The 25,007-nt window shown below is 73.3% G+C and carries 27 protein-coding genes and 5 tRNA genes; 25 read left to right on the top strand and 7 right to left on the bottom strand.

What is annotated here, in order from left to right; all coding sequences use genetic code 11:
* Positions 1 to 98 precede the first annotated feature (98 nt).
* The 5 genes from AB0O09_RS22985 (at position 99) to AB0O09_RS22965 (ending at position 550) form a co-directional block, all read left to right on the top strand.
* A tRNA-Gln gene (locus tag AB0O09_RS22985) sits at positions 99 to 170 on the top strand.
* 21 nt (positions 171 to 191) lie between these two features.
* A tRNA-Glu gene (locus tag AB0O09_RS22980) sits at positions 192 to 264 on the top strand.
* A 37-nt stretch (positions 265 to 301) separates the two neighbouring features.
* Positions 302 to 374, top strand: a tRNA-Glu gene (locus AB0O09_RS22975).
* A gap of 24 nt (positions 375 to 398) precedes the next feature.
* Positions 399 to 471: transfer RNA gene (locus tag AB0O09_RS22970), tRNA-Glu, on the top strand.
* 4 nt (positions 472 to 475) lie between these two features.
* A tRNA-Gln gene (locus AB0O09_RS22965) sits at positions 476 to 550 on the top strand.
* Positions 551 to 692: 142 nt separating this feature from the next.
* On the opposite strand, the gene ndgR is transcribed toward AB0O09_RS22965, so the two are convergent.
* Positions 693 to 1,406: an IclR family transcriptional regulator NdgR gene (gene ndgR, locus AB0O09_RS22960; protein WP_030275730.1), complete on the bottom strand. Its 714-nt coding sequence runs from the start codon at positions 1,404 to 1,406 to the stop codon at positions 693 to 695.
* Positions 1,407 to 1,643: 237 nt separating this feature from the next.
* Between ndgR and leuC the strand changes: the two genes are divergently transcribed.
* The 4 genes from leuC (at position 1,644) to AB0O09_RS22940 (ending at position 5,096) form a co-directional block, all read left to right on the top strand.
* The gene (gene leuC / locus AB0O09_RS22955; protein WP_363543905.1) at positions 1,644 to 3,083 is read left to right on the top strand and encodes a 3-isopropylmalate dehydratase large subunit; all 1,440 of its coding nucleotides are present in this window, start codon (positions 1,644 to 1,646) and stop codon (positions 3,081 to 3,083) included.
* A 3-nt stretch (positions 3,084 to 3,086) separates the two neighbouring features.
* Positions 3,087 to 3,683, top strand: a complete 597-nt coding sequence (gene leuD / locus AB0O09_RS22950; protein ID WP_344627300.1) for a 3-isopropylmalate dehydratase small subunit — start codon at positions 3,087 to 3,089, stop codon at positions 3,681 to 3,683.
* A 374-nt stretch (positions 3,684 to 4,057) separates the two neighbouring features.
* On the top strand, positions 4,058 to 4,246 hold the full coding sequence (locus tag AB0O09_RS22945) for a hypothetical protein (RefSeq protein ID WP_078661527.1): 189 nt from the start codon (positions 4,058 to 4,060) through the stop codon (positions 4,244 to 4,246).
* 133 nt (positions 4,247 to 4,379) lie between these two features.
* The gene (locus tag AB0O09_RS22940; RefSeq protein ID WP_363543902.1) at positions 4,380 to 5,096 is read left to right on the top strand and encodes an HU family DNA-binding protein; all 717 of its coding nucleotides are present in this window, start codon (positions 4,380 to 4,382) and stop codon (positions 5,094 to 5,096) included.
* 170 nt (positions 5,097 to 5,266) lie between these two features.
* On the opposite strand, the gene AB0O09_RS22935 is transcribed toward AB0O09_RS22940, so the two are convergent.
* On the bottom strand, positions 5,267 to 5,500 hold the full coding sequence (locus AB0O09_RS22935) for a hypothetical protein (protein WP_363543900.1): 234 nt from the start codon (positions 5,498 to 5,500) through the stop codon (positions 5,267 to 5,269).
* A 21-nt stretch (positions 5,501 to 5,521) separates the two neighbouring features.
* The gene (gene cofC, locus AB0O09_RS22930) at positions 5,522 to 6,199 is read right to left on the bottom strand and encodes a 2-phospho-L-lactate guanylyltransferase (protein ID WP_344627297.1); all 678 of its coding nucleotides are present in this window, start codon (positions 6,197 to 6,199) and stop codon (positions 5,522 to 5,524) included.
* Positions 6,200 to 6,502: 303 nt separating this feature from the next.
* Between cofC and AB0O09_RS22925 the strand changes: the two genes are divergently transcribed.
* The 3 genes from AB0O09_RS22925 to AB0O09_RS22915 are packed head-to-tail and all read left to right on the top strand — an operon-like array spanning position 6,503 to position 9,501.
* On the top strand, positions 6,503 to 7,318 hold the full coding sequence (locus AB0O09_RS22925; protein ID WP_363543898.1) for a lysophospholipid acyltransferase family protein: 816 nt from the start codon (positions 6,503 to 6,505) through the stop codon (positions 7,316 to 7,318).
* Complete coding sequence (locus tag AB0O09_RS22920; RefSeq protein ID WP_363543895.1) at positions 7,315 to 8,316, top strand: NAD(P)H-dependent glycerol-3-phosphate dehydrogenase; 1,002 nt, start codon at positions 7,315 to 7,317, stop codon at positions 8,314 to 8,316. The genes AB0O09_RS22925 and AB0O09_RS22920 overlap by 4 nt, the downstream gene beginning before the upstream one ends.
* A 39-nt stretch (positions 8,317 to 8,355) precedes the next feature.
* Positions 8,356 to 9,501, top strand: coding sequence for a D-alanine--D-alanine ligase family protein (locus AB0O09_RS22915; protein ID WP_363543892.1), 1,146 nt, complete (start codon positions 8,356 to 8,358; stop codon positions 9,499 to 9,501).
* Between the two features lie 25 nt (positions 9,502 to 9,526).
* Here AB0O09_RS22915 and AB0O09_RS22910 read toward each other — a convergent pair whose 3' ends face one another.
* Positions 9,527 to 10,030, bottom strand: a complete 504-nt coding sequence (locus AB0O09_RS22910; RefSeq protein ID WP_363543889.1) for a DUF3515 domain-containing protein — start codon at positions 10,028 to 10,030, stop codon at positions 9,527 to 9,529.
* Between the two features lie 19 nt (positions 10,031 to 10,049).
* Positions 10,050 to 10,283 (bottom strand): Lrp/AsnC ligand binding domain-containing protein, encoded by a 234-nt coding sequence (locus AB0O09_RS22905; protein WP_344627292.1) that lies wholly within the window; start codon positions 10,281 to 10,283, stop codon positions 10,050 to 10,052.
* Between the two features lie 159 nt (positions 10,284 to 10,442).
* On the opposite strand from AB0O09_RS22905, the gene AB0O09_RS22900 reads away from it, so the two are divergent.
* The 3 genes from AB0O09_RS22900 (at position 10,443) to thiD (ending at position 13,465) form a co-directional block, all read left to right on the top strand.
* Positions 10,443 to 11,411 (top strand): thiamine-phosphate kinase, encoded by a 969-nt coding sequence (locus tag AB0O09_RS22900; protein ID WP_363543886.1) that lies wholly within the window; start codon positions 10,443 to 10,445, stop codon positions 11,409 to 11,411.
* Positions 11,412 to 11,581: 170 nt separating this feature from the next.
* Positions 11,582 to 12,607 carry an ATP-dependent 6-phosphofructokinase gene (locus AB0O09_RS22895; RefSeq protein ID WP_363543884.1) on the top strand — a complete coding sequence of 342 codons (1,026 nt, stop codon included), beginning with the start codon at positions 11,582 to 11,584 and terminating at the stop codon, positions 12,605 to 12,607.
* 24 nt (positions 12,608 to 12,631) lie between these two features.
* Positions 12,632 to 13,465, top strand: coding sequence for a bifunctional hydroxymethylpyrimidine kinase/phosphomethylpyrimidine kinase (gene thiD, locus AB0O09_RS22890; protein ID WP_363543881.1), 834 nt, complete (start codon positions 12,632 to 12,634; stop codon positions 13,463 to 13,465).
* Positions 13,466 to 13,633: 168 nt separating this feature from the next.
* Here the strand turns inward: thiD and rpmB are convergent, their stop codons facing one another.
* Complete coding sequence (rpmB, locus tag AB0O09_RS22885; protein WP_014138233.1) at positions 13,634 to 13,819, bottom strand: 50S ribosomal protein L28; 186 nt, start codon at positions 13,817 to 13,819, stop codon at positions 13,634 to 13,636.
* Between the two features lie 325 nt (positions 13,820 to 14,144).
* Between rpmB and AB0O09_RS22880 the strand changes: the two genes are divergently transcribed.
* The 10 genes from AB0O09_RS22880 (at position 14,145) to mutM (ending at position 23,889) form a co-directional block, all read left to right on the top strand.
* Positions 14,145 to 15,779 carry a DAK2 domain-containing protein gene (locus tag AB0O09_RS22880; RefSeq protein WP_363543880.1) on the top strand — a complete coding sequence of 545 codons (1,635 nt, stop codon included), beginning with the start codon at positions 14,145 to 14,147 and terminating at the stop codon, positions 15,777 to 15,779.
* Positions 15,780 to 15,827: 48 nt separating this feature from the next.
* Positions 15,828 to 18,029 carry an ATP-dependent DNA helicase RecG gene (recG, locus tag AB0O09_RS22875; protein WP_363543878.1) on the top strand — a complete coding sequence of 734 codons (2,202 nt, stop codon included), beginning with the start codon at positions 15,828 to 15,830 and terminating at the stop codon, positions 18,027 to 18,029.
* 104 nt (positions 18,030 to 18,133) lie between these two features.
* Entirely contained in the window at positions 18,134 to 18,646 is a 513-nt protein-coding gene (locus tag AB0O09_RS22870; protein ID WP_363543875.1) for a hypothetical protein, read from the top strand.
* 93 nt (positions 18,647 to 18,739) lie between these two features.
* Positions 18,740 to 19,324: a 16S rRNA (guanine(966)-N(2))-methyltransferase RsmD gene (gene rsmD / locus AB0O09_RS22865; RefSeq protein ID WP_363543873.1), complete on the top strand. Its 585-nt coding sequence runs from the start codon at positions 18,740 to 18,742 to the stop codon at positions 19,322 to 19,324.
* A 30-nt stretch (positions 19,325 to 19,354) separates the two neighbouring features.
* Complete coding sequence (coaD, locus tag AB0O09_RS22860) at positions 19,355 to 19,840, top strand: pantetheine-phosphate adenylyltransferase (RefSeq protein WP_363543870.1); 486 nt, start codon at positions 19,355 to 19,357, stop codon at positions 19,838 to 19,840.
* Positions 19,841 to 20,089: 249 nt separating this feature from the next.
* Positions 20,090 to 21,226, top strand: coding sequence for an ATP synthase F0 subunit B (locus tag AB0O09_RS22855; RefSeq protein ID WP_363543867.1), 1,137 nt, complete (start codon positions 20,090 to 20,092; stop codon positions 21,224 to 21,226).
* Positions 21,227 to 21,397: 171 nt separating this feature from the next.
* Positions 21,398 to 22,042, top strand: coding sequence for a DUF177 domain-containing protein (locus AB0O09_RS22850; protein WP_363543864.1), 645 nt, complete (start codon positions 21,398 to 21,400; stop codon positions 22,040 to 22,042).
* A 2-nt stretch (positions 22,043 to 22,044) separates the two neighbouring features.
* Entirely contained in the window at positions 22,045 to 22,218 is a 174-nt protein-coding gene (rpmF, locus tag AB0O09_RS22845) for a 50S ribosomal protein L32 (RefSeq protein ID WP_030275709.1), read from the top strand.
* A 20-nt stretch (positions 22,219 to 22,238) separates the two neighbouring features.
* Entirely contained in the window at positions 22,239 to 23,015 is a 777-nt protein-coding gene (gene rnc / locus AB0O09_RS22840) for a ribonuclease III (protein WP_043175798.1), read from the top strand.
* Positions 23,016 to 23,025: 10 nt separating this feature from the next.
* On the top strand, positions 23,026 to 23,889 hold the full coding sequence (gene mutM / locus AB0O09_RS22835; RefSeq protein WP_363543863.1) for a bifunctional DNA-formamidopyrimidine glycosylase/DNA-(apurinic or apyrimidinic site) lyase: 864 nt from the start codon (positions 23,026 to 23,028) through the stop codon (positions 23,887 to 23,889).
* A gap of 40 nt (positions 23,890 to 23,929) precedes the next feature.
* Here mutM and AB0O09_RS22830 read toward each other — a convergent pair whose 3' ends face one another.
* On the bottom strand, positions 23,930 to 24,850 hold the full coding sequence (locus AB0O09_RS22830) for a hypothetical protein (protein ID WP_363543922.1): 921 nt from the start codon (positions 24,848 to 24,850) through the stop codon (positions 23,930 to 23,932).
* Positions 24,851 to 25,007: the final 157 nt, after the last annotated feature.

Below are 25,007 nucleotides of genomic sequence, written 5' to 3'. Positions count from 1 at the left end.
TTGGAGCCGGGCCTGGCGTCGGGTAATGTTCTTTCTGCGCCGCCCGGGCAGGGAGGCGCAAGACACCGAGCGAAGGCCCCGCAGGGGTTGAACTCTGGTGGGGTATGGTGTAATTGGCAGCACGACTGATTCTGGTTCAGTTAGTCTAGGTTCGAGTCCTGGTACCCCAGCGCAGTACAGCAGTAGTGCAAGCCCCCGTTGTGTAGCGGCCTAGCACGCCGCCCTCTCAAGGCGGTAGCGCCGGTTCGAATCCGGTCGGGGGTACGCAGTTTCTTCGGAAAATTGCAGAGTGAATGAGTATGCCCCCGTTGTGTAGCGGCCTAGCACGCTGCCCTCTCAAGGCAGTAGCGCCGGTTCGAATCCGGTCGGGGGTACTCAGCACCACCTCGGTGGTGCGGGCCCCCGTTGTGTAGCGGCCTAGCACGCCGCCCTCTCAAGGCGGTAGCGCCGGTTCGAATCCGGTCGGGGGTACTTTTGGGGTATGGTGTAATTGGCAGCACGAGTGATTCTGGTTCATTTAGTCTAGGTTCGAGTCCTGGTACCCCAGCCAACAAGCTCCGGGTGACCGGGGCTTTTTTGTTTTCCGGCCCGTCCCGTTTCCCGGACCGCCCCGGAATTCCCGTGCGCAGCCCGAAGGGCCCGTCCCCGTGTTCCGGGGCGGGCCCTTCCGTCGTCGCCGGTGCCGCCGGGCGTCAGCCGCGGCGGAGCGCCTCGGTGAGGCGGTTGGCGGCCTCGATGATGGCCTGGGCGTGCAGCCGGCCCGGGTGGCGGGTGAGGCGCTCGATCGGGCCGGAGACCGAGACGGCGGCTACCACGCGGTTGGAGGGGCCGCGGACGGGCGCGGAGACGGACGCCACGCCCGGCTCGCGCTCGCCGATCGACTGGGCCCAGCCTCGGCGCCGCACGCCGCTGAGCGCCGTCGCGGTGAAGCGGGCGCCCTGCAGGCCGCGGTGCAGGCGCTCGGGCTCCTCCCAGGCCAGCAGGACCTGGGCGGCGGAGCCGGCCTTCATCGGCAGGGTGGAGCCGACCGGGACGGTGTCCCGCAGGCCCGAGAGCCGCTCGGCGGCGGCGACGCAGATGCGCATCTCACCCTGGCGGCGGTAGAGCTGGGCGCTCTCGCCGGTGACGTCGCGCAGGTGGGTGAGCACCGGACCGGCGGTGGCGAGGAGGCGGTCCTCGCCCGCCGCGGCGGAGAGCTCGGCGAGTCTGGGGCCGAGGATGAACCGGCCCTGCATGTCCCGGGTGACCAGGCGGTGGTGTTCGAGTGCGACGGCGAGTCGGTGGGCCGTGGGCCGCGCCAGACCGGTGGCGGCGACCAGCCCCGCCAACGTGGCGGGGCCAGACTCCAGTGCGCTCAGCACCAGAGCGGCCTTGTCGAGAACGCCGACGCCGCTAGTGTTGTCCATGTCTCGATACTGCAGTCTCAGTGGGCGAGACGCAAGTTCAATCTTCCGAGAAAAGCGCCACTCTTGATGCAGCAGCCCGGGAGACACCCAGGATGGACCCTCACCAAAGCGTCCACATCCTGGACAGACGATCCGGCGTGCAGGTCGCGACTCCGCAGCGAGCCTCACCAGGGCAGCACCGGAAGAGACCCCGACGACACGAGAAGGCCGGCAATGCGGCCGGCTGGAGGGAAAGCGATGGGACGGACACTCGCAGAGAAGGTCTGGGACGACCACGTCGTCCGGCGCGCCGAGGGCGAGCCCGACCTCCTCTTCATCGACCTGCACCTGCTGCACGAGGTCACCAGCCCGCAGGCGTTCGACGGCCTCCGGCTGGCAGGCCGCAAGGTCCGCCGCACCGATCTCACGATCGCCACCGAGGACCACAACACCCCGACCCTCGACATCGACAAGCCGATCGCCGACCCGGTCTCCAAGGTCCAGCTGGAGACGCTGCGCAGGAACGCCGCCGAGTTCGGCGTGCGCATCCACTCGCTGGGCGACGTCGAGCAGGGCGTCGTGCACGTCGTCGGCCCGCAGCTGGGCCTCACCCAGCCCGGCACCACCGTGGTCTGCGGCGACTCCCACACCTCCACCCACGGCGCCTTCGGCGCGCTGGCGTTCGGCATCGGCACCAGCCAGGTCGAGCACGTGCTGGCCACCCAGACGCTGCCGCTGGCCCCGTTCAGGACGATGGCCATCACTGTCGAGGGCGAACTGCCCGAGGGCGTCACCGCCAAGGACCTGATCCTCGCCATCATCGCCAAGATCGGCACCGGCGGCGGCCAGGGCTACGTCCTGGAGTACCGCGGTTCCGCCATCCGCAGCCTCTCCATGGAGGCCCGGATGACCATCTGCAACATGTCCATCGAGGCGGGCGCCCGGGCCGGCATGATCGCCCCCGACGACACCACCTTCGACTACCTCAAGGGCCGCCCGCACGCCCCCGAGGGCGAGGACTGGGACGCCGCCGTCGCGTACTGGCGCACCCTGACCACCGACGAGGACGCCGTCTTCGACGCCGAGGTGTTCATCGACGCCGGCTCGCTGACGCCGTTCGTCACCTGGGGCACCAACCCGGGCCAGGGCGCCCCGCTCGGCGCCAACGTCCCGAACCCCGAGGACTTCGAGGACCCGCAGGAGCGGATCGCCGCCGAGAACGCCCTGAAGTACATGGGCCTGGAGGCCGGCACCCCGCTGCGCGAGGTCCCCGTCGACGCCGTCTTCGTCGGCTCATGCACCAACGGCCGGATCGAGGACCTGCGGGCCGCCGCCGACATCCTGGACGGCCGCCGGGTCGCCGACGGCGTGCGGATGCTGGTCGTCCCCGGCTCCGTCCGGGTCGCCCTGCAGGCCGTCGAGGAGGGCCTGGACAAGGTCTTCACCGCCGCCGGCGCCGAATGGCGCCACGCGGGCTGCTCGATGTGCCTCGGCATGAACCCGGACCAGCTGGCCCCGGGCGAGCGCTGCGCCTCGACCTCGAACCGCAACTTCGAGGGCCGCCAGGGCAAGGGCGGCCGCACCCACCTGGTCTCCCCGCAGGTCGCCGCCGCGACCGCCGTGCTGGGTCACCTGGCATCTCCTGCTGATCTGAAGCCCGCCGACCCGGCGGCCAACCCCGTCGCCGTGGAGGCCTGAGCCATGGAGAAGTTCACCACCCACACCGGCCGGGCCGTCCCGCTGCGCCGCAGCAACGTGGACACCGACCAGATCATCCCGGCGCACTGGCTGAAGAAGGTCACCCGCTCCGGCTTCGAGGACGGCCTGTTCGAGGCCTGGCGCAAGGACGAGGACTTCGTCCTCAACCGCCCCGAGCGGCAGGGCGCCAGCGTCCTGGTGGCCGGCCCCGAGTTCGGCACCGGCTCGTCCCGCGAGCACGCCGTCTGGGCACTGCAGAACTACGGCTTCCAGGCCGTGATCTCCTCGCGCTTCGCCGACATCTTCCGCGGCAACTCGCTGAAGAACGGCCTGCTGACCGTCGTCCTGCCGCAGGAGACCGTCGAGCGGCTGTGGGAGCTGGTCGAGGCCGACCCGACCGCCGAGATCACCGTCGACCTGGAGGCCCGCGAGGTCCGCGCCGAGGGCGTGACCGCCTCCTTCGAGCTCGACGACAACGTCCGCTGGCGCCTGCTGAACGGCCTGGACGACATCAGCATCACGCTGCAGAACGAGGCCGACATCGCCGCTTTCGAGGCGACCCGCCCCTCGTTCAAGCCGCGCACCCTGCCGGTCGCCTGACGGACCGCAACTCCGCGCGTACGCCGGATGGCCCGCCTCCCCTCGGGGGGGCGGGCCATCCGCCGTTCGGCCCCCCGAGTGCATCGATGCGGCCCTTCGGACCGGCCGGAGTTCGAGTCCGAGTTCGGGTCTGACACCCACTCGGAACAGCACCGGGCATTTGCCCAAGACCCCCCTTGCGCAGGGCACATCACAACAGATGGCACAATCGTTGCATGCACCGGCACGACGAACCTCCGTACGCGGGCGGCGATCCCGCGCACCCGGAGGTGAACGGCGGTGCAGCCGGCGGTCGAATTGACGGCCGGACGGACGACCAGACCTCACCTGCTGAGGAACCGGACGACCCGGAAGCCGAAGCGCTCTTCGCGCTTGTGGCCGAGCGGTTGAAGCAAGCCCACGCTCGCGTATCTGCGCTGAACGTGTCAGCGGAAGCAAAGACCGCTCTCACCCGTCAACTGCTGATCGTCACGGAGACCGCCAAGCGCGATCTCCCGGGGGCGGCCCGGCGGTTGAGTCGCTTTGTGCAGGACCTCGACGCGGGGCGCCCGCCGCTCGGCTGAGGACGCGAACGCGCAAATCCATTGCGACACTAGGGTGATTCACGCGTTTGGTAATTGAAAGTCCGCAGATACATACCTAACGTGCGAAATGAACGGATGGATTCATCCGGCGCCCGTTTCCGAAGGGGAAGACGTGAACAAGGCTCAGCTTGTCGAAGCGGTGGCCGAGCAGCTGGGCGGTCGCAAGGCTGCCGCAGAGGCCGTCGACGCAGTGCTCGACACCATGGTGCGTGCCGTCGTGGCCGGTGACCGGGTCTCGGTCACCGGCTTCGGCACCTTCGAGAAGGTGGAGCGCTCCGCGCGCTTCGCCCGCAACCCGCAGACCGGTGAGCGCGTCAAGGTCAAGAAGACCTCCGTCCCGCGCTTCCGTCCCGGCCAGGGCTTCAAGGACCTCGTCAGCGGCTCCAAGAAGCTGCCGAAGGAGGGCCCCTCGGTCAAGAAGGCCCCCAAGGGCTCGCTCACCCCGGGCAAGGGCGGCGCCACCACGGCCGCCGCCAAGCGCGCCGCCACCAAGCGCGTCGCGGCCGCCACCGGCACCGCCGCCGCGGCCACCAAGAAGACGGCCGCGAAGAAGGCGGCTCCCGCCAAGACCGCCGCGGCGGCGAAGAAGACCACCGCGACGGCGAAGAAGGCGGCTCCCGCCAAGACCGCCGCGACGGCGAAGAAGGCGGCTCCCGCCAAGACCGCCGCGACGGCGAAGAAGGCGGCTCCCGCCAAGACCGCCGCGGCGGCCAAGAAGACCACCACCGCCGCTGCGGCGAAGAAGACCACCGCGACGGCCAAGAAGACCGCCCCGGCGAAGAAGACCACGACGCGCAAGACCACCGCGCGCAAGACCGCCGCCAAGTAGCCTCTGTCGGCCCTTCGGGCGACGGCCGGTCAGAGCACGGCGCGAGATCGGAGCACGGCGAGAGCTGCGGCGGCCCGCGGATCCGGGATTCCGGAGGCGGGCCGGCGCAGCTCTTCCGCGTGCGGTGGCGCCGTCCCTGGCCGGGCCGGGCAGTGGTACGGGGGAGGGGCTCAGCCCTCGGCGCCCTCGGCGCCCGGGTCGGGGAAGGTCTGCAGCGTCACGAAGACCACGCGGCGCCCGGCGCCCTCGCCCTCGGTGCGGATCCGCACCCGCTGGCCGGGCCGCAGCAGCCGCAGGCCGCCGGCGTCGAAGGCCGCCGCGTCGAAGGGCACCGGCGTGCCGTCGTCGAGCAGGACGGAGCCCGCCCGGGTGCCGGGATCGAAGGTGAACGCGGTGGCCTGCATGGCTGCAAGCATAGCGAGCGGTCACACCAGGGCGGCCGCCGCGGCGGCCGTCCGCGGCCCCACGCCGAGGGCCAGCGCCTCGCGCAGGTCCTCCCCGGTGTCCACGTCCCGCCGCACCGAGGCCACGTCGGCCAACTCCAGTTCGCACGCGCCGCCGAGGGCGTGCCGCAGCCGCGAGCCGTCCCCGAAGGCGGGCCGCAGCGCGCCGCCGGACGGTGCGGCGAGCAGGGTGGTGCCCAGGCCCGGGGAGTCCGCCAGGAAGGCCCGGCGACCGGACGGCACCGCGGCCAGCACACGGGCGAGTTCGGCCGGCCGCAGGGCCGGCAGGTCCGCGGAGAGCGCCGCCACCGGGGCGTGCGGGGCGAGCGCCGCGGCGCGCGCGGCACCGTGCGCCAGGGCCGCGTTGAGGCCGCCGCCGGGCTCGTCCGGCACCACCAGCGCACCGAGGCGAGCGAGTTGCTCCGCGGCCGCGGCGTCCCGGGTCACCGCCAGCACCCGGGCCACCGCCGGGCAGGCCAGTGCGGCCCGCGCGGTGTCCAGGGCGAAGGCCAGCGCCAGCCGCGGGCGGTGCGGCCCGGCGAACGGCCCCAGCCGGCTCTTGGCCACCGCGGGCGGCTTCACCGGCAGCACCAGCGACCACAGCGCCGGGGCCGGTGGCAGCGGCGGACGGCCGGCGGGGCGTACGGTGTCCTCGGTCATCGGCGCCATTGTGGCGTCGGCTCCCGGGCCCGGGCCAGGCGGCCGCGATTCGCGTGCGTTTGGTCACTCGCCCGGGGCCTGCCCAGGGCGGCTGCTCGACAGCCGGTCCGCCCGCGGGTGAGACTGGTCGGCGCCCCGGGCCCTCCCGGCCGTCCCGGCCGGTGGAGAGCAGCAGGTCACACCCCGTCGAAGCGCGGCAGCGAACGGCGTACGGGGGCCGGCGCCGGGGCCCCGCCCGGGCACACCGGGCGGCGATCGAGGACCGCGGCACCCCACGTGCCGCACCGGATGAGGAGGAGCTGGGTGGCCCGCCGCTCGTACGCCAGTTTCGGCAACGCCGACTACGGGATCTGGTACCGCTTCGCGGCGGTCCTCGTGAAGCCGGTGACCAATGCGCTGGCGAAGACCGAATGGAGCGGCTGGGAGAACCTGCCGAAGGAGGGCGGCTTCATCGCGGCCGTCAACCACAATTCGGTGATCGACCCGGTGTTCTACGCCCACTGGCAGTACAACAGCGGCCGCCCGCCGCGGATACTCGGCAAGTCCCAGCTGTTCTCGGTGCCGTTCATCGGCTTCATGCTGCGCAAGACCGGCCAGATCCCGGTGTTCCGCGAGTCCACCGACGCCGCCGAGGCGTTCCGGGCCGCCATCGAGGCCATCGACGGCGGCCAGTGCGTGCAGTTCTACCCGGAGGGCACGCTGACCCGCGACCCCGACCTGTGGCCGATGACCGGCAAGAGCGGCGCCGCCCGCGTCGCGCTGATGACCGGTGCGCCCGTCGTCCCGGTCGCCCACTGGGGCGCCCACGAGATCATCCCGCCGTACGGCCGCGGCGGTAAGGGCAAGTACCACCTCTTCCCGCGGCACAAGGTGACGGTCGCCGCCGGACCGCCCGTCGACCTGAGCAAGTACCAGGGCCAGGAGCTCACCGCGCAGGTCCTCAGGGACGCCACCGAGGACATCATGGCGGCCATCACCGCCGTCCTGGAGGGCATCCGCGGCGAGCAGGCCCCCGCCGAGCGCTACGACATGCGCAAGGCCGCCCGCGAGCGCGCCGCCGCCGCGGCCGCCAAGCGCGACCGGGCCCGCAAGGGCGACGCCGAGGAGCGTGCCGAGTGACCCGCTGCGCCGTCTTCGGCACCGGATCCTGGGGCACCGCCTTCGCGATGGTGCTCGCCGACGCCGGTTGCGACGTGGTGCTCTGGGGGCGCCGCAAGGAGCTCGTCGACGCGATCGACCGCACCCACGAGAACCCGGACTACCTGCCGGGCATCGACCTGCCCGCCCGCGTGCGGGCCACCACCGACGCCGCCGAGGCGCTGGCCGGCGCCGACTTCGCGGTGCTTGCCGTGCCCTCGCAGACCCTGCGCGCCAACCTGGCGGCCTGGGCGCCGCTGATCGAGCCGCAGACCGTCCTGGTCAGCCTGATGAAGGGCATCGAACTCGGCACCGCGGAGCGGATGAGCGAGGTGATCCAGGAGGTCGCCGGGGTCGGACCGGAGCGCGTCGCGGTGGTCTCCGGCCCCAACCTGGCCATGGAGATCGCCCGCCGGCAGCCGGCCGCCAGCGTGGTCGCCTGCACCGACGAGGCCGTCGCCCAGCGCTTCCAGAAGGCCTGCCACACGCCGTACTTCCGCCCCTACACCAACACCGACGTGGTGGGCTGCGAGCTCGGCGGCGCGGTCAAGAACGTCATCGGCCTGGCCGTCGGCATGGCGGCCGGCATGGGGCTGGGCGACAACACCAAGGCCACCCTGATCACCCGCGGCCTGGCCGAGACCACCCGGCTCGGCCTGGCGCTCGGCGCGGACGCGCACACCTTTGCCGGCCTCGCCGGGATGGGCGACCTGGTCGCCACCTGCTCCTCGCCGCTGTCGCGCAACAACACCTTCGGCATGAACCTCGGCAAGGGCATGACCCTGGAGGAGACCGTGGCCGCGACCAAGCAGACCGCGGAGGGCGTGAAGTCCTGCGAGTCGGTGCTCGACCTGGCCCGGCGCAACGGGGTCGACATGCCGATCGTGCAGGCGGTCGTCGACGTCGTGCACAACGGGCGCCCCACCCAGGAGGTGCTCGCCGGTCTGATGGCGCGCTCGGCGAAGCCGGAGCGACGGTGACCGGAACCGCGGGTTTCGCACGGTAGTCTCACGTCCGATATGAGCATCGAACAGACCTCCCCGAACCAGCCCGGCGCCAAGCCCCGGGTCGCGATCGTCTTCGGCGGCCGCAGCTCTGAGCACGCGATCTCGGTCGTCACGGCCGGCAGCGTGCTCAAGTCGATCGACCGGAGCAAGTACGAGGTGCTGCCGATCGGCATCACCCACGAGGGCCGCTGGGCGCTGGTCGGCGACGAGCCGTCCCGGATGGCCATCACCGACGGCAAGCTGCCCGACGTCGCCCAGGTCGCCGAGCACGTCGAGGGCCAGGTCGCGCTGCCGCTCGCCCCGGGCAACCGCGAGGTCGTCCTCAGCGAGCCCGGCAGCACCCCCAAGGCGCTCGGCGAGGTCGACGTCGTCCTGCCGCTGCTGCACGGCCCCTGGGGCGAGGACGGCACCCTGCAGGGCATGTTGGAGCTCTCCGGGGTGCCGTACGTCGGCTCCGGCGTGCTGGCCAGCGCGGTCGGCATGGACAAGGAGTTCACCAAGCGCGTCCTCGACTCGCACGGCATCGGCGTCGGCGACTGGACGGTCGTCCGCCCGCGCGACTGGGAGACCGAGGAGGGCCGCGCCGCCGCCCGCGAGCGGATCGCCGCGCTCGGCCTGCCGCTGTTCGTGAAGCCCTGCCGGGCCGGCTCGTCCATGGGCATCAGCAAGGTCAAGGACCTCGCCGACCTGGACGCGGCGATCGAGGAGGCCCGCCGCCACGACCCCAAGATCATCGTGGAGCGGGGCGTCGAGGGCCGCGAGATCGAGTGCGCCGTCCTGGAGTTCGAGGACGGGCCGCGCGCCAGCCTGCCCGCCGAGGTCCTGGTCGGCGGCGACTTCGAGTTCTACGACTTCGAGGCCAAGTACATCGACTCCTCCGAGGTCGAGATCCCGGCGAAGCTCACCGCCGAGGAGACCGCCGAGATCCGCCGCCAGGCCGTCGCGGCCTTCGAGGCGCTCGGCTGCGAGGGTCTCGCCCGGGTCGACTTCTTCCTGCTGGACGACGGGCGGTGGATGGTCAACGAGATCAACACCATGCCCGGCTTCACCCCGATCTCCGCCTACCCGAAGATGTGGGAGGCCACCGGGATGCCCTACCCGGAGCTGATCGACCGTCTGCTGCAGGCGGCCCTGCGCCGCTCCACCGGCCTGCGGTAGTCGCCGGGTTGCCCGTCTGGACTTCTCAGAGGCCCTCGGGAACGGCCGTCCTCACCGCGTCGGAGATCGCCGGGATCGGGTCGGCGTAGTTCGGGAAGGCGCCCTTGGGCACCAGCACCTCGACGTACGCCTTGCGCAGCGTGGTCACGAAGCGGTACCCGCCGTCGCCGTCCTCGGCGAAGCCCCACTGCACCCCGTTGATCTCGGGCGAGTTCTTCAACGGGTCGTCGTCGAGGTACGCGGGCCGCTCGATGCCGCAGCGCAGCACCGTCCGCGGCGAGCTCGCCCAGGCGGCGGTGTACGGCGAGGCGGGTGACGGGTCCCTGCGGTCGTGGCCCTGGACGGACTGCGGCAGCGCCCGGTCCAGCGCCTCGCAGTACCGCGCCACCGCGGCGGACGGCACCGGCGGCGCGACCTCGTCACCGCCGCCGTTGCCGACGAGCAGCAGCACGCACCCCAGCAGCGCCGCGGGCGGGGCGAGCCAGCGGACGGGGGTGGGGAGCGACGCGAACGGACGGGAGGAGGCCACCCGCCGATGGTATCCGCGCCTACAGGCGGACCACCGGACAGGTCAGCGTGCGCGTGATGCCCTCGATCTGCTGCACCTGGGCGACCACCAGGCGGCCCAAGTCGTCGATGGATTCGGCCTCCGCACGCACGATCACGTCGTACGGGCCGGTGACGTCCTCGGCCTGGACGACGCCTTGGATCTTGGCGATGGACTCGGCGACCGCGGTGGCCTTGCCCACTTCGGTCTGGATCAGGATGTACGCCTGTACCACGGGAGACCTCCAGGCGGCTGGGGGGTGGGCTGGCCGTCAGTCCGATCACCACGCTACCGCTCCCCTCCCCGGGGAGGGGAGACTTCTGCAGGGGTCGAGGGCGTACGCTGCGCGCGGGGGCGCGCGAGGACCGCGCCGGTTGAGTTGAGAGGACGGCAGATGCAGGGGACCGTGGGCGAGCTCGGCGAGTTCGGACTCATCAGGGAGCTCACCGCCCGGCTCGAGCCGACACCGGCCGTCGACCTCGGCCCCGGCGACGACGCGGCCGTGGTGAAGGCCCCCGACGGCCGGGTGGTGGCCACCACCGACGTGCTGATCGAGGGCCGGCACTTCCGCCGGGACTGGTCCACCGCCTACGACGTGGGCCGCAAGTCCGCCGCGCAGAACCTCGCGGACGTGGCCGCGATGGGCGCCGTGCCGACCGCGATCCTGCTGGGCTTCGTCGCCCCGGCCGACCTGCCCGCGACCTGGGCCACCGAGCTGATGGACGGGCTGCGCGACGAGTGCAAGGTGGCCGGCGCCGCCGTCGTCGGCGGCGACGTGGTGCGCGGCGACGCCGTCACCCTCGCCATCACCGCCCTCGGCGACCTGCAGGGCCGCCGCCCGGTGCTGCGCTCCGGCGCCCAGGTGGGCGACGTGGTCGCCGTCACCGGCTGGCTGGGCTGGTCCGCGGCCGGGCTGACGGTCCTCCAGCGGGGCTTCCGCTCGCCGCGGGCCTTCGTCGAGGCGCACCGCCGTCCCGAGCCGCCGTACCACGCCGGCCCGGCCGCCGCGGACCTCGGCGCCACCTCGATGGTCGACGTCAGCGACGGCCTGGTCGCCGACCTCGGGCACGTCGCCGCGGCCAGCGGGGTGGACGTCGACCTGCGGGCCGCCGACTTCGACGTCCCCGCGCAGATGGCCGACATCGGGCAGGCGGTCGGCGTGGACCCGCTGCTGTGGGTGCTCTCCGGCGGCGAGGACCACGCCATCGTGGCGACCTTCCCCAAGAGCGTGCAGCTGCCCGCCCGGTGGCGGGTGGTCGGCGAGGTCGTGCGCACCGCGCGGCCGGGCCGCGGCGGCCGGGTCACCGTCGACGGGGCGCCCTGGGAGCGGGTCGGCGGCTGGGACCACTTCGCCGCCGAGTGACCCCGAACGGGTGAGCCGGGGCCGGGCGCGGTGGGGCCGCCGGGACGGTAGCAGCGCGTAGTCTTGCCGTGGTGCCGGGGCGGCCGACCCGTCCGGCCCGGCCGCCCGGTGCCGACCGGCCCCGGACCGCCACGACTCGGGGCCGCCCGCCCCAGGGAGACCAGGCGACCATGCGTATCGGCGTCCTCACCAGCGGCGGCGACTGCCCCGGCCTCAACGCGGTCATCCGTTCCATCGTCCACCGCGGCACCGACGTGCACGGGGACGAGATCGTCGGCATCGAGGACGGCTTCCTCGGCCTGATCGAAGGCCGGGCCCGGACGGTGTCGCACGACGACGTCACCGGTCTGCTGACCCTCGGCGGCACGGTCCTCGGCTCCGCCCGGGTGCGGCGGGACCGCATCGAGCAGGCCGTCCGGGAGTGCCGGGACCTCGCCGCCGGCCTCGGCATCGACGCCCTGATCACCATCGGCGGCGAGGGCACGCTGACCGCCGCCCGGATGTTCAGCGACGCGGGCCTGCCGGTGGTCGGCGTGCCGAAGACCATCGACAACGACATCGACGCCACCGACGTCACCTTCGGCTTCGACACCGCCGTGCACGTCGCCACCGAGGCGATCGACCGGCTGAAGACCACCGCCGAGTCGCACCAGCGGGTGATGGTGGTGGAGCTGATGGGGCGGCACACCGGGTGGATCACCCTGACCGCGGGCATGGCCGGCGGGGCGCACGGCATCCTGATCCCGGAGAAGCCGTTCGACATCGAGGCCGTGGCACGGATGGTCGAGGAACGCTTCCGGCGCGGCAAGAAGTTCGCCATCATCGCCGTCGCGGAGGGCGCCCGGCCGATGCCGGGCACGCTGCTCTTCGACCACGGCGGCCTGGACCAGTACGGCCACCAGACCTTCGGCGGCATCGGCAACAAGCTCGCCCGCGAGCTGGAGGGGATCCTCGGCACCGAGGCCCGGCCGGTGATCCTCGGGCACACCCAGCGCGGCGGCTGCCCGACCGCCCGCGACCGGGCGCTCGCCACGCGGTTCGGCTGGCACGCCGTCGAGGCCGTCCACAAGGGCGCCTTCGGGCACTTCACGGCCCTGCGCGGCACCGAGGTCGAGCTGCTGCCGATCGCCGACGGGGTGCGGGAACTCAAGACGGTCCCGGAGTACCGCTGGCTGGAGTCGGAGGCCGTGCTCTGAGGCCTCCCCGGTAGGTTGTCGGGCATGGCTCCGACTGAACAGTCCTCCGTGTCCGCCGCCGGCTCCGCCGCTCCGCCCCGTGTGCTCACGGTGGCCGGTTCGGACAGCGGCGGGGGCGCCGGCATCCAGGCCGACCTCAAGGCGATGCTCGCGCTCGGCGTCCACGGGATGAGCGTGATCACCGCGGTGACCGCGCAGAACTCGCTCGGCGTCCAGGGCTACTGGGAGCTGCCGGCGGAGGCCGTCCGGGCGCAGTTCCGCAGCGTGGTCGACGACATCGGCGTGCAGGCGGTGAAGACCGGCATGCTGGCCTCGGTCGAACTGGTCGAGACCGTCTCCGAGCTGCTGGCCGGCGTCGGCGCGCCGATCGTGGTCGACCCGGTCGGGGTGTCCAAGCACGGCGACGCCCTGCTCGCCGCCGAGGCGGTCGCCACCGTCCGCGAGCGGCTGCTGCCGGTCGCGACGGTCGCCACCCCCAACCTGCACGAGGTGGCGCAGCTCACCGGGGTGGTCGTCGAGGACGAGGAGGACCTGCCCGCCGCCGCCGAGGCGGTCCTCGCGCTCGGCCCGCGCTGGGCGCTGGTCAAGGGCGGCCACCTGGCCGGCGAGGCCGTCGACCTGCTGGCCGGCGCCGACGGGGAGCGCCACTGGTACCGGGCGGCGCGCTACGACAACCGGCACACCCACGGCACCGGCTGCACCCTGGCCAGCGCGATCGCCGCCGAGCTCGCCAAGGGCAGCGCCGTGCCGGAGGCCGTCGGCGCCGCCAAGGAGTACGTCACCGGGGCGATCGCCGCCGGTTTCGCCCTGGGAGCCGGGATCGGCCCGGTCGACCACGGCTGGCGCACCCGCGGCTGACCGCCGCACCCCCGCGGGGGCCGCCGCCGGCCCCCGCGGACCCGCCCCTCGGACCGGCGGCACGCGGCGGCGCGGAACCGGCACGGCAGCACCGGCGGGAAACGCAGGAAAGCCGACCCACCCGAGGGTGGATCGGCTGTCCGGAGGACCGGCGTACCGGTCTGCGCGTCAGCGCGAGACCTTACCGGCCTTGATGCACGAGGTGCAGACGTTGAGCCGCTTCGGCGTCCGCCCAATCACAGCGCGCACCGTCTGAATGTTGGGGTTCCAACGACGGGGGGTACGGCGGTGCGAGTGGGAGATGCTGTTGCCGAAGCCCGGCCCCTTGCCGCAGACGTCGCAGTTGGCAGCCACAGGAGTCACTCCAAGACTTCAGATCAGGTACGTTCGAAAACCCCGGCTGAACCCACCGACACCACGCACGTGGGGCGAATCGGATCAAGGGGTGAGCCCGGGTTGTTCCAGGCAACCGGGAGAGCATACAACGCCTGCTCCCGAGCTACGAAACTACCATGTCGGCGCCGGTGATCGTGCCCGGGCGGCGCGCGGGCCCCGGACGCTCCCGGCCGCGACGCCCCCGCCCGGCCCCGATAACCTGCCAGCATCGCCCCACCGCCACCGCCTCCGGCAGCCCCCGCGCCGGCGGGCGTTCCCGTGGCGTTCACCCGGAGGAGACCTGGTGCTGGACACGCTCGACGCCACGGCCGTCCGCACCTGGTGCCGGCTGGCGCTGACCGCCCTCGGCCAGGCCCGGGAGGAGATCGACGCGCTCAACGTCTACCCCGTCCCCGACGGCGACACCGGCACCAACCTCTACCTGACCGTCGAGGCCGCCACCGAGGCCGCCGAGGAGGCCGCGGGCGACCCGGCGGCCGACGGCGACGGCCTCGGCCCGATCACCGCCGCGATGGCCCGCGGCGCGCTCATCGGCGCCCGCGGGAACTCCGGCGTGATCCTCGCCCAGTGGCTGCGCGGCCTCGCCGAGGGCCTGGCCGACGGCGGCGACGCCCCCGCCCTGCGCCGCGCCCTGCCGCGCGCCGCCGAGGCCGCCTACCTGGCCGTCGCCGACCCGGTCGAGGGCACCCTGCTCACCGTCGCCGCCGAGGCCGCCCGCGCGGCCGCCGCCGAGGACGGCAGCCTCGCCGACACCGCGCGCACCGCCTGCAGCGCCGCCCGCGCCGCCCTCCAGCACACCCCCGAGCAGCTCGACGTCCTCGCCGAGGCCGGCGTGGTCGACGCCGGCGGCCGCGGCCTGGTCGCCGTCCTCGGGGCGCTCGCCGACACCGTCCTCGGCCACACCCCGATGGGCCCGATGGCGCTGCGCCACGAGACCGTCCGCCCGCTCCCCGCCCACCACGACGACTGCGAGGGCCACGCCCGGCTGCCCGGCCACCCCGCCTTCGAGGTCATCTACCTGCTGGAGGCCGAGGAGGACGCGATGCCCGCCCTGCGCACCCGGCTCGCCGCCCTCGGCGACTCCCTGGTGGTCGGCGGCGGCGACGGCCTGTGGAACGTCCACGTGCACGTCGACGACGCCGGCGCCGCCGTCGAGGCCGGCGTGGAGGCCGGCCGGCCCCACCGGATCCGGATCACCCACTTCGCCGAGGCCGCGGCCCGCGCCGGCGCCGGCAGCCGCCCCGAGCCCTCCGCCCCCGCCCGCGCGGTGCTCAGCGTGGTCAGCGGCCACGGCCTCGCCGAGCTCTGCGAGCAGGCAGGCTCGGCCGTGCTGCACGCCGACCCGGACCGCCCGCCGGTCAGCGCCGAACTCGCCGACGCCGTCCGGCGCTGCGCCGCCCGCGAGGTGATCGTGCTGCTCAACGACCCCGAACTGCGCGCCGCCGCCGGGGCCGCCGCCGACCAGCTCCGCGAGGAGGGCGTGCGGATCGCCGTGCTGCCCACCCGCTCGCCCGTCCAGGGGCTCGCCGCCCTCGCCGTCCACGACGCCGGCCGCCGCTTCGACGAGGACGTGGTCGCCATGACCTCCGCGGCCGGCGCCACCCGGCACGCCGAACTCGCCGTCGCCGAGGGGGAGTCCTGGACGATGGCGGGCGTCTGCCAGGCCGGCGACGTGCTCGGCCTGATCGACGGCGACGTCGCCGTCATCGGCACCGACGCCGCCGAGACCGCCGCCACCCTGCTCGACCGGATGCTCGCCGCCGGCGGCGAACTCGTCACCCTGGTGCTCGGCGCGGACGCCCCCGGGCACCTCGCCGAGGACCTCGTCGCCCACGCCCGGCGGCAGCGCCCCGAGGTCGACACGGTCGTCTACCACGGCGGCCAGGAGTCCGAGCTGCTGCTCATCGGCGTGGAGTGAGGCCGCGCGCGCCCGCGCTGTCGTCGCCGTGGTGTCCAATAGGGCGTGATGGGCGCTCTCGATGAACCACTGACCAAGCTGGTCGGCGACCGCACCGCCAAGGTCCTCGCCGACTCCCTCAAGCTGCGCACGGTCGGCGACCTGCTGCACCACTACCCGCGCCGGTACGTCGAGCGCGGCCAGCTCACCAGCCTCGACGAGCTGGAGGTGGACGAGCACGCCACCGTCCTCGCCCGGATCGAGAAGGTCACCCTGATCCCGTTCCGCGGCCGCAAGGGCGACCGGCTGGAGGTGATCGTCACCGACGGGCGCAGCCGGCTCACCCTCGTCTTCTTCAACCAGGGCTGGCGGCAGAAGGAGCTCCGCCCCGGCGCGCAGGGCCTGTTCGCCGGCAAGGTCGGCCTCTTCAACCGCACCCGGCAGCTCGCCTCGCCCGACTACCAGCTGCTCGACGAGGACGCCGACACCGGCGCCGCGAGCGCCTTCGCCGGCCGGCTCATCCCGGTCTACCCGGCCAGCGCCCAGATGCCCAGCTGGAAGCTGGTCAAGTGCGTCGAGATCGCCCTGGACAAGCACCTCGCGGACGTCGGTGAACCGCTGCCCGCCGAGCTGCGCGCCGCGCACGGGCTGATCCCGCTGCCCGAGGCCCTCGAACTGATCCACCGTCCGCGCACCCAGGCCGACCGCGAACGCGCCCAGGACCGGCTGCGCTGGGACGAGGCCTTCGTCCTCCAGGTCGCGCTGGCCCGCCGCCGCGCCGCCGACTCCGCCCTGCCCGCCACCGCCCGCCACCGCCGCCCCGGCGGCCTGCTCGACGCCTTCGACGCCCGGCTGCCCTTCCGGCTGACCGACGGTCAGCAGAGGGTCTGCGCCGAGATCTTCGACGACGTCGCGAGCGAGCATCCGATGCACCGGCTGCTGCAGGGCGAGGTCGGCTCCGGCAAGACCCTCGTCGCGCTGCGCGCCATGCTCGGCGTGGTCGACGCGGGCGGCCAGGCCGTCATGCTCGCCCCCACCGAGGTGCTCGCCCAGCAGCACCACCGCTCGATCGTGGAGATGATGGGCGACCTCGCCGAGGGCGGCATGCTCGGGGGCTCCGAGCTCGGCACCAAGGTGGTGCTGCTCACCGGCTCCATGGGCGTGCCCGCCCGCCGCCAGACGATGCTCGACATGGCCAGCGGCGACGCCGGCATCACCGTCGGCACGCACGCCCTGATCGAGGACAAGGTGCAGTTCCAGGACCTCGGCCTGGTCGTCGTCGACGAGCAGCACCGCTTCGGCGTCGAGCAGCGCGACGCGCTGCGCGCCAAGGGCGAACGGCCGGCGCACCTGCTGGTGATGACGGCGACGCCGATCCCGCGCACCGTCGCCATGACCGTCTTCGGCGACCTGGAGACCTCCGTCCTCGACCAGCTGCCGGCCGGCCGCTCGCCGATCTCCAGCCACGTGGTGCCCGCCGTCGAGAAGCCCAACTTCCTCGCCCGCACCTGGGAACGGGTGCGCGAGGAGGTCGGCAAGGGCCACCAGGCGTACGTGGTCTGCCCGCGGATCGGCGACGAGCCCGAGGAACCCCGGAAGAAGCGGAAGTCCGCGGAGGAGGACCTGGAGGACGTCGGCGCCGCGAGCGACGACCGGCGGCCGCCGCTGTCCGTGGTCGAGACGGCCGAGATGCTCGCGAAGGGGCCGCTCGCCGGGCTGAGGATCGAGATCCTGCACGGCCGGCTGGCGCCGGAGGCCAAGGACGACGTCATGAAGCGGTTCGCGGCCGGACAGGTGGACGTGCTCGTCGCCACCACGGTCATCGAGGTCGGCGTCAACGTCCCCAACTCCACCGTGATGGTCATCATGGACGCCGACCGCTTCGGCGTCTCCCAGCTGCACCAGCTGCGCGGCCGGGTCGGGCGCGGCAGCGCGGCCGGCCTCTGCCTGCTGGTCACCGACATGCCGGCGGCGAGCCCGGCCCGCGGCCGGCTGGACGCGGTGGCCGGCACCCTGGACGGCTTCGAGCTCTCCCGGATCGACCTGGAGCAGCGCCGCGAGGGCGACGTGCTCGGCCAGGCGCAGTCGGGCGTGAAGTCCTCGCTCAAGGTGCTGAGCGTGCTGGTCGACGAGGACGTCATCGCCACCGCCCGCGAGGAGGCCACCCGCCTGGTCGCCGCCGACCCGGACCTCACCGACCACCCCGACCTGCGCACCGCCCTGGAGAGCCTGCTCGACGAGGACCGCGCCGAGTACCTGGAGAAGGGCTGACGGACGGGCCCGGAGCCCCGGTGATTGTCAGTGCCCGGAGGGAGAATGGTGTTGTTCGGGCGCACTCCCAACATGCTTGCCCGGCACGACACTTGGGGGTCTCCATGGCATTCCGTCATCTCAACGAGCTGCCGCTCGGCGACAAGGTCTTCCGGATCGAGCTCGCGAGCGAGGACGACCGCGAGGTCACCCTCACCCTGAACGGCTGGCGCGAGGGGGCGGCGGCCACCCCGTTCGCCTCCGGCCGGCTCCGGCTGCCGGTCGAGGACGTCGCGAGCCTGCGGATCGCGCTCAACCGGGCGCTGCGCGCCCTCGCGATCGTCGCCGACGTCGCCGAGCCGATCCCCGACCGCGACGTGCTGCGCGAGCTGTACCCGGGCCACGGCGCCCCCTGGGTGCCGCAGCACGAGGAGGAGCTCGTCCGCCGCTTCCACGACGGCGAGACGATCGCCCGGATCGCCGCCCGCTACGGCCGCACGCCGGACTCCGTCCGCACCAAGCTGCGCGAGCTCGGCCACGACCCGCGCCGTCCCGAGCACTGCCCGCCGGACGGCTGCCTGTCCTGGTCGCGGTTCGCCTCGCCGGCGCTGCTGGGGTCGGCCGCGCCCGCCGAGTGACGCACGGGGCCGCGCGGCGCGCTTGAATGGGGGAGCCCCGCCGGTCCGCCGACGGGGCTCCACAGCGACAGGCACGAGAGGACCGCGCACCCCATGACCCGCGTCATCGCCGGCACCGCCGGCGGCCGCCGGCTGGCCGTACCGCCCGGCCGGACCACCCGACCCACCTCCGACAAGGCGCGGGAGGCGATGTTCTCCACGCTGGAGGCACTGCGCGGCACCGTGCACGGGGCGCGGATGCTCGACCTGTTCGGCGGGTCCGGCGCGGTCGGCCTGGAGGCGCTCTCCCGGGGCGCGGAGCACGCGCTGCTGGTGGAGTCGGACGCGAGCGCGGCCCGGGTGATCCGGGAGAACGTGCGCACCCTCGGCCTGCCGGGCGCCGAGGTGCGCGCCGACCGGGCCGAGCGGGTGATCGCCGGGCCCGCCCCGGTGGTCCCCTACGACCTGGTGTTCATGGACCCGCCGTACTCGGTGACGGACGACGAGGTGCGCGAGATGCTGATCACACTCCGTGCCGGGGGCTGGATCGCGGAGGACGTTCTGGTCACCGTGGAACGCAGCACCCGCGGTGGCGAGTTCGGCTGGCCGGAGGGCTTCGAAGCGCTGCGCTCGCGCAGGTACGGCGAGGGCACCCTCTGGTACGGTCGCGCCGCCGACGAGGCCGATCGACACTCGTAGCACCGGTTACCCCACAAGGGAGCACACGACATGCGCCGCGCCGTCTGTCCGGGGTCCTTCGACCCCATCACCAACGGACACCTCGACATCATCGAGCGGGCCTCCCGGCTCTACGACGTCGTCCATGTCGCCGTCCTGATCAACAAGAACAAGCAGGGCATGTTCACCGTCGAGGAGCGCATCGGGCTCATCGAGGAGACCACCGCCAAGCTCGGCAACGTGAAGGTCGAGTCGCACAACGGCCTGCTGGTCGACTTCTGCAAGGAGCGCGGCATCCCGGCCATCATCAAGGGCCTGCGCGCGGTCAGCGACTTCGACTACGAGCTGCAGATGGCCCAGATGAACCACGGCCTCAGCGGTGTCGAGACGCTCTTCGTGCCGACCTCGCCGACGTACAGCTTCCTCTCCTCGACCCTGGTCAAGGAGGTGGCCTCGCTCGGCGGCGACGTCTCGCACCTGCTGCCCGAGGCGGTGCACCGCCGGCTGGTCGACCGGATCGCCGAGCGCCGCGGCTGACGGCGGGGGCGGCCGGGGCCGGACCGACCCGGCCGGGAGGCCCGTCGGCGGGAGGCATCCGGTCGAAACGGACAATCCTGGCGAACCGTCACAGCCCCCGGCGCGGCCGGAACGCCCGGCCGTGCCGGATGTTGTGAGCCGCGCCCCCGGTGGCCGTACAGTCTGTAGTCCTGCCCCGCGGTGCCGCCCGCGCTTCGGGGCCTGCCTCCGCCAGGACCCCCGGCGGCACACGGAAAGACAGAAGCGCCCGTGGACGTGCAGCAGCAACTGGACGAGATCGTCGCGTCGGTGGAGAACGCCCGCGCCATGCCGATGTCGGCGTCGTGCGTGGTGAACCGGGCCGACCTGGTCGGCATGCTCCGTGACCTGAAGGCCGCGCTGCCCGCCGAGCTCGCGCAGGCCCAGTCGGTGGTCGCCGACCACCAGCAGATGGTCGCGGACGCGCACTCCCAGGCGGAGGAGATCATCCGCGGGGCGCACGACGAGCGCGGCTCGCTCATCTCCGACACCGAGGTCGTGATGCGCGCCCGGGCGGAGGCGGACCGGATCCTCGCCGAGGCCCGCGCCGAGGTGGAGGCCAAGCGCGCCGAGGCCGACGACTACGTCGACTCCAAGCTCGCCAACTTCGAGGTCGTGCTGACCAAGACGCTCGGCGCGGTCGGCCGCGGCCGGCAGAAGCTGCGCGGCGCGGGCGTGTACGAGCCCGAGGACGGGACGGGCGAGGACGGCGAGGAGTTCCAGCCGCGGGTCAGCCCCAGCCCGGAGGCCGACGAGTACGTCGACGCCAAGCTCGCCACCCTGGAGGCGGTGCTCGGCGCCACCCTGGAGGCGGTCGGCAAGGGCCGCGACAAGCTCCTCGGCAAGCAGCCCATCGACGAGCTCGGCGCCTACCTGGCCGCCGCCGACGAGGCCCAGCAGCAGAAGGACCGCGCCGAGGCGGTCGCCGCCGGCTTCGCGACCGAGGGCGAGGAGCAGCCCTGGTACCGCGAGGAGGTGCCGCAGCAGCAGGCCTGGCCCGACCAGACGCCCGCCGCGGCCGGCTGGCAGAACCCGGGCGAGGACGCGTACGGCAACCAGGGCGCCCCGCAGTACGCCGACGTGTACGGCGGCGGCTACGACCCCTCCGCGGGCGGCCAGACCGACCCGTACGGCAACCAGTACGGCTACCAGCAGCCCGCCGCGGCCTACCAGGGCCAGGAGGGCGTGGCGGACGGCTACTACCAGCAGCAGGGCTACCAGGCCGACCCGTACGGCAACCAGTACGGCTACCAGCAGCAGCCGCAGGCCCAGCTGCCGCACCAGCAGCAGGCCGGTCTGGACGAGACGAGCTTCTTCGACACCAGCATGATCGACATGACCAGGCTGCGGGAGCTCGGCGGCCGCTGAGGGCGGAGGGTCGGGCACCGACTTTGGGCCTGGCCCGAGTCTCCGGTAGTCTGACCACTCCGGCCTGTTCGCACCGGCCCCGTCGCGTGCCCGCACACCGGTCACGCACACCACCCCAGAAGGATCCGCGGAACGCAGGGATGCGTACCGCCCCCAGGAAGTCAGGACACCTTGAACCGCCTCGACCACCGCGACCCACTCGTGTTCGACACGCACGAACTCGGTCGTCGCCCCGGCTCGATGCGCACGGTGTCGCGGACCCTGGAGGCCCCGCAGGGCCTGGGCGTCGCAGAGGTCATCGGGGTCCCGGAGAAGAGCGAGATCTCGCTGGAGCTCCGCCTGGAGTCGGTCGTCGAGGGCGTGCTGGTCACCGGCACCGCCGAGGCGCACGTCGAGGGCGAGTGCGTGCGCTGCCTGGAGCCGATGGACGACGACCTGGAGGTCGACTTCCAGGAGCTCTACTACTACCCGGAGTCCGACGAGCGCCACCGCGCCCGGACGGCCGGGGCGGAGGACCTCGACGAGGACTCCGAGGACGAGACTTACCGACTGGAGGGCGATTTCTTCGACCTCCAGCCGGTGCTGCGTGACGCGGTGGTGCTCGCACTGCCGCTGCAGCCGGTGTGCCAGGACGACTGCCTGGGCCTCTGCTCCGAGTGCGGGGCACGCCTGAGCGACGACCCGGCCCACCACCACGACGCCGTCGACCCCCGGTGGGCGGCTCTGCAGGGACTCTCCGCCGCCCCCGGCGACGAGGGTGACGAGAACAAGAACAGCGACACCCGTGAGGGTCTCGCCGAGAACCAGGAGAAGTAGCCGTGGCTGTTCCGAAGCGGAAGATGTCGCGCAGCAACACGCGCCACCGCCGGTCCAACTGGAAGGCCGTCGCGCCCGCGCTCGTCGCGTGCGACCGCTGCCACGAGCCGAAGCTGGCGCACATCGCGTGCCCGAGCTGCGGCACGTACAACCGTCGCCAGGTCCTCTCGGTCTGATCGGCGGGGTGCACGGATCGATGTCGGACGGCAACTCCTCCCGCAAGCCGGGCCCTTCGAACGGGGGCAAGGGCGGCGGGCCGGCCTCGACCGAATACGACGTCCTGGAAGGGCGCCTCGGGTACGAGCTCGAGCGCGCCCTTCTGGTACGCGCCCTCACCCACCGCTCGTACGCGTACGAGAACGGCGGGCTGCCCACCAACGAGCGCCTCGAGTTCCTCGGCGACTCGGTACTGGGCCTGGTGGTGACCGACACCCTCTACCGCCTCCACCCGGAGGTCGCCGAGGGCACGCTCGCCAAACTCCGCGCCGCGGTGGTGAACTCCCGCGCGCTCGCCGAGGTCGGCCGCGGCCTCGAACTCGGCACCTTCATCCGCCTCGGCAAGGGCGAGGAGGGCACCGGCGGCCGCGACAAGTCGTCGATCCTCGCCGACACCGTCGAGGCCGTGATCGGCGCGGTCTACCTCGACCGCGGCCTGGACGCCGCCACCGAGTTCGTCCACCGGCTGTTCGACCCGCTGATCGAGGAGTCCTCGCAGCTCGGCGCCGGCCTGGACTGGAAGACCAGCCTCCAGGAACTCACCGCCGCCGTCGGCATCGGCGTGCCCGAGTACGTGGTGTCCGAGTCCGGACCCGACCACGAGAAGACCTTCGACGCGGCCGCCCGCGTCGCCGGCCAGGACTTCGGGCACGGCAGCGGCCGCTCGAAGAAGGAGGCCGAGCAGAAGGCCGCCGAGAGCGCCTGGCGCGCCATCAAGGCCAAGTACGCCGAGAGCACGCCCGACACCACCGGCTGAGGCGGCCCGCATGCCCGAGCTCCCCGAGGTCGAGGTCGTCCGCCGCGGTCTGGCCCGCTGGACGGCCGGCCGCACCGTCGCCGAGGTGCAGGTCCTGCACCCGCGCTCGGTCCGCCGGCACACCGCGGGCGGCGAGGACTTCGCCGCCCGCCTCGTCGGCACCACCTTCGGCGAGGCCCACCGCCGCGGCAAGTACCTCTGGGTACCGCTCCCCGGCACCGGCCACTCGATGGTCGGCCACCTCGGCATGAGCGGACAACTGCTCGTCCAGGACCCGGCCGCCCCCGACGAGACCCACCTGCGGGTGCGGTTCCGCTTCACCGACGGCGGCCGCGAACTGCGCTTCGTCGACCAGCGGACCTTCGGCGGCCTCGCCGTCGAGGAGGCCGAGGACGGCGACCCGGAGGCCACCCCCGTCTCGCTCGCCCACATCGCCCGCGACCCGCTCGACGGACGCTTCGACGACGCCGCCTTCGTCACCGCCCTGCGGGCCCGCCGGACGACCGTGAAGCGCGCCCTGCTCGACCAGACCCTGATCAGCGGCGTCGGCAACATCTACGCCGACGAGTCGCTCTGGCGCGCCAAGCTGCACTACGACCGGCCCACCGCCGGCATCACCCGCCCCCGCGCCGCCGAACTCCTCGGCCACGCCCGGGACGTGATGAACGCGGCGCTCGCCGTCGGCGGCACCACCTTCGACAGCCTCTACGTCAACGTGAACGGGGAGAGCGGCTACTTCGCCCGCGACCTCGACGCCTACGGGCGCGAGGGCGCACCCTGCCACCGCTGCGGGACGCCGATCCGCCGGGCGGCCTGGATGAACCGCTCCAGCTACTTCTGCCCCCGCTGCCAGCCGGTGCCGCGACAGCGGTAGGCGCAGGGCAGATCCCTGGGTGCCGCCCCCGGGCGGGTCCTCAGTGGTCGGCGAGCTCGGGCTGGTGGGGTTCGACGCCGTGGAGGGCGCCCTCGTCCTCGCCGAACCAGGCGACGCCGACGGCGCTGACCACCGCCAGGACGAAGCCGATCGCGGCCAGCCAGCCCAGGCCGTCCCGCGAGGAGTCGCCCAGCCAGATCACCCCGACCGCGCCCGGCAGCACCGTCTCGCCGACCACCAGCGCGGCGGTCGCCCCGTTCACCGAGCCGACCTGCAGGGCCACGGTGTGCAGGTACATCCCGCCGAGGCCGCCGACCAGGATGGTGTACAGCGCCGGGTCCGACACCAGCGCGACCAGGTCGAACGGGTCGACGCCGTCCAGGATCCGCACGCCGATGCCCAGCGCGCCGAAGCCGAGGCCCGACAGCAGGCCCGCCACGATCGCCCCGCTGCGCCCCAGCCGCCGCACCAGCAGGCTGCCACCGGCGATCAGCACCACCGTCACCGCCAGCAGCCACCAGTGCACCGCCCGCGCGACCACGTGGTCGCCCTCCGGCCCGGCCGCCACGGCCAGCATCACCAGGGCCCCGCACAGCACGCCGATCGACAGCCACTCCAGCTGCTTGAGCCGCAGCCCGAGCAGTCTGACGCTGAGCAGCGCGGTGATGACCAGGTTGGCGCTGATGATCGTCTGGGAGAGGAACAGCGGCAGCAGCCGGGCGGCCAGCGCACCGAGCCCGAACCCGACGAAGTCCAGCACCGTGCCGAGGATGAACTCCCACGTCACGGCGGCCTTCGCGGTCGAGGACAGGCTCGGGCCGCCGTGCTCGGTCAGCGACACCCCGCCCTCGGACCGGGCGGCCTCCTCGCGCGCCGAACGCCGGGCGCCGAGCGCCTGCAGGACGGAGCCGGTGCCGTAGCAGGCGGATGCCGCGACGGCGGTGACGAGGCCGATGAACACGAGGGCTCCGATCATGAGCGGACTGGCAGGCACCACTATGCCCCGTCCGCGACGGCGTCCGGCACCGCCGGGGGGTCTTCCGGCCGGTCGGCGGGGGAGGGATCAGACCGGGGGCGCAGATCGGGGGGCCCGGCGTGCGACCGCAGGAGGGGGAGGG

Origin of the sequence: Kitasatospora sp. NPDC093679 (assembly GCF_040683455.1) — a bacterium.
Lineage (GTDB): Bacteria > Actinomycetota > Actinomycetes > Streptomycetales > Streptomycetaceae > Kitasatospora > Kitasatospora arboriphila.
Note: the sequence above shows the minus strand (reverse complement) of the source record. Positions and strands in the feature narration are given on the sequence as shown.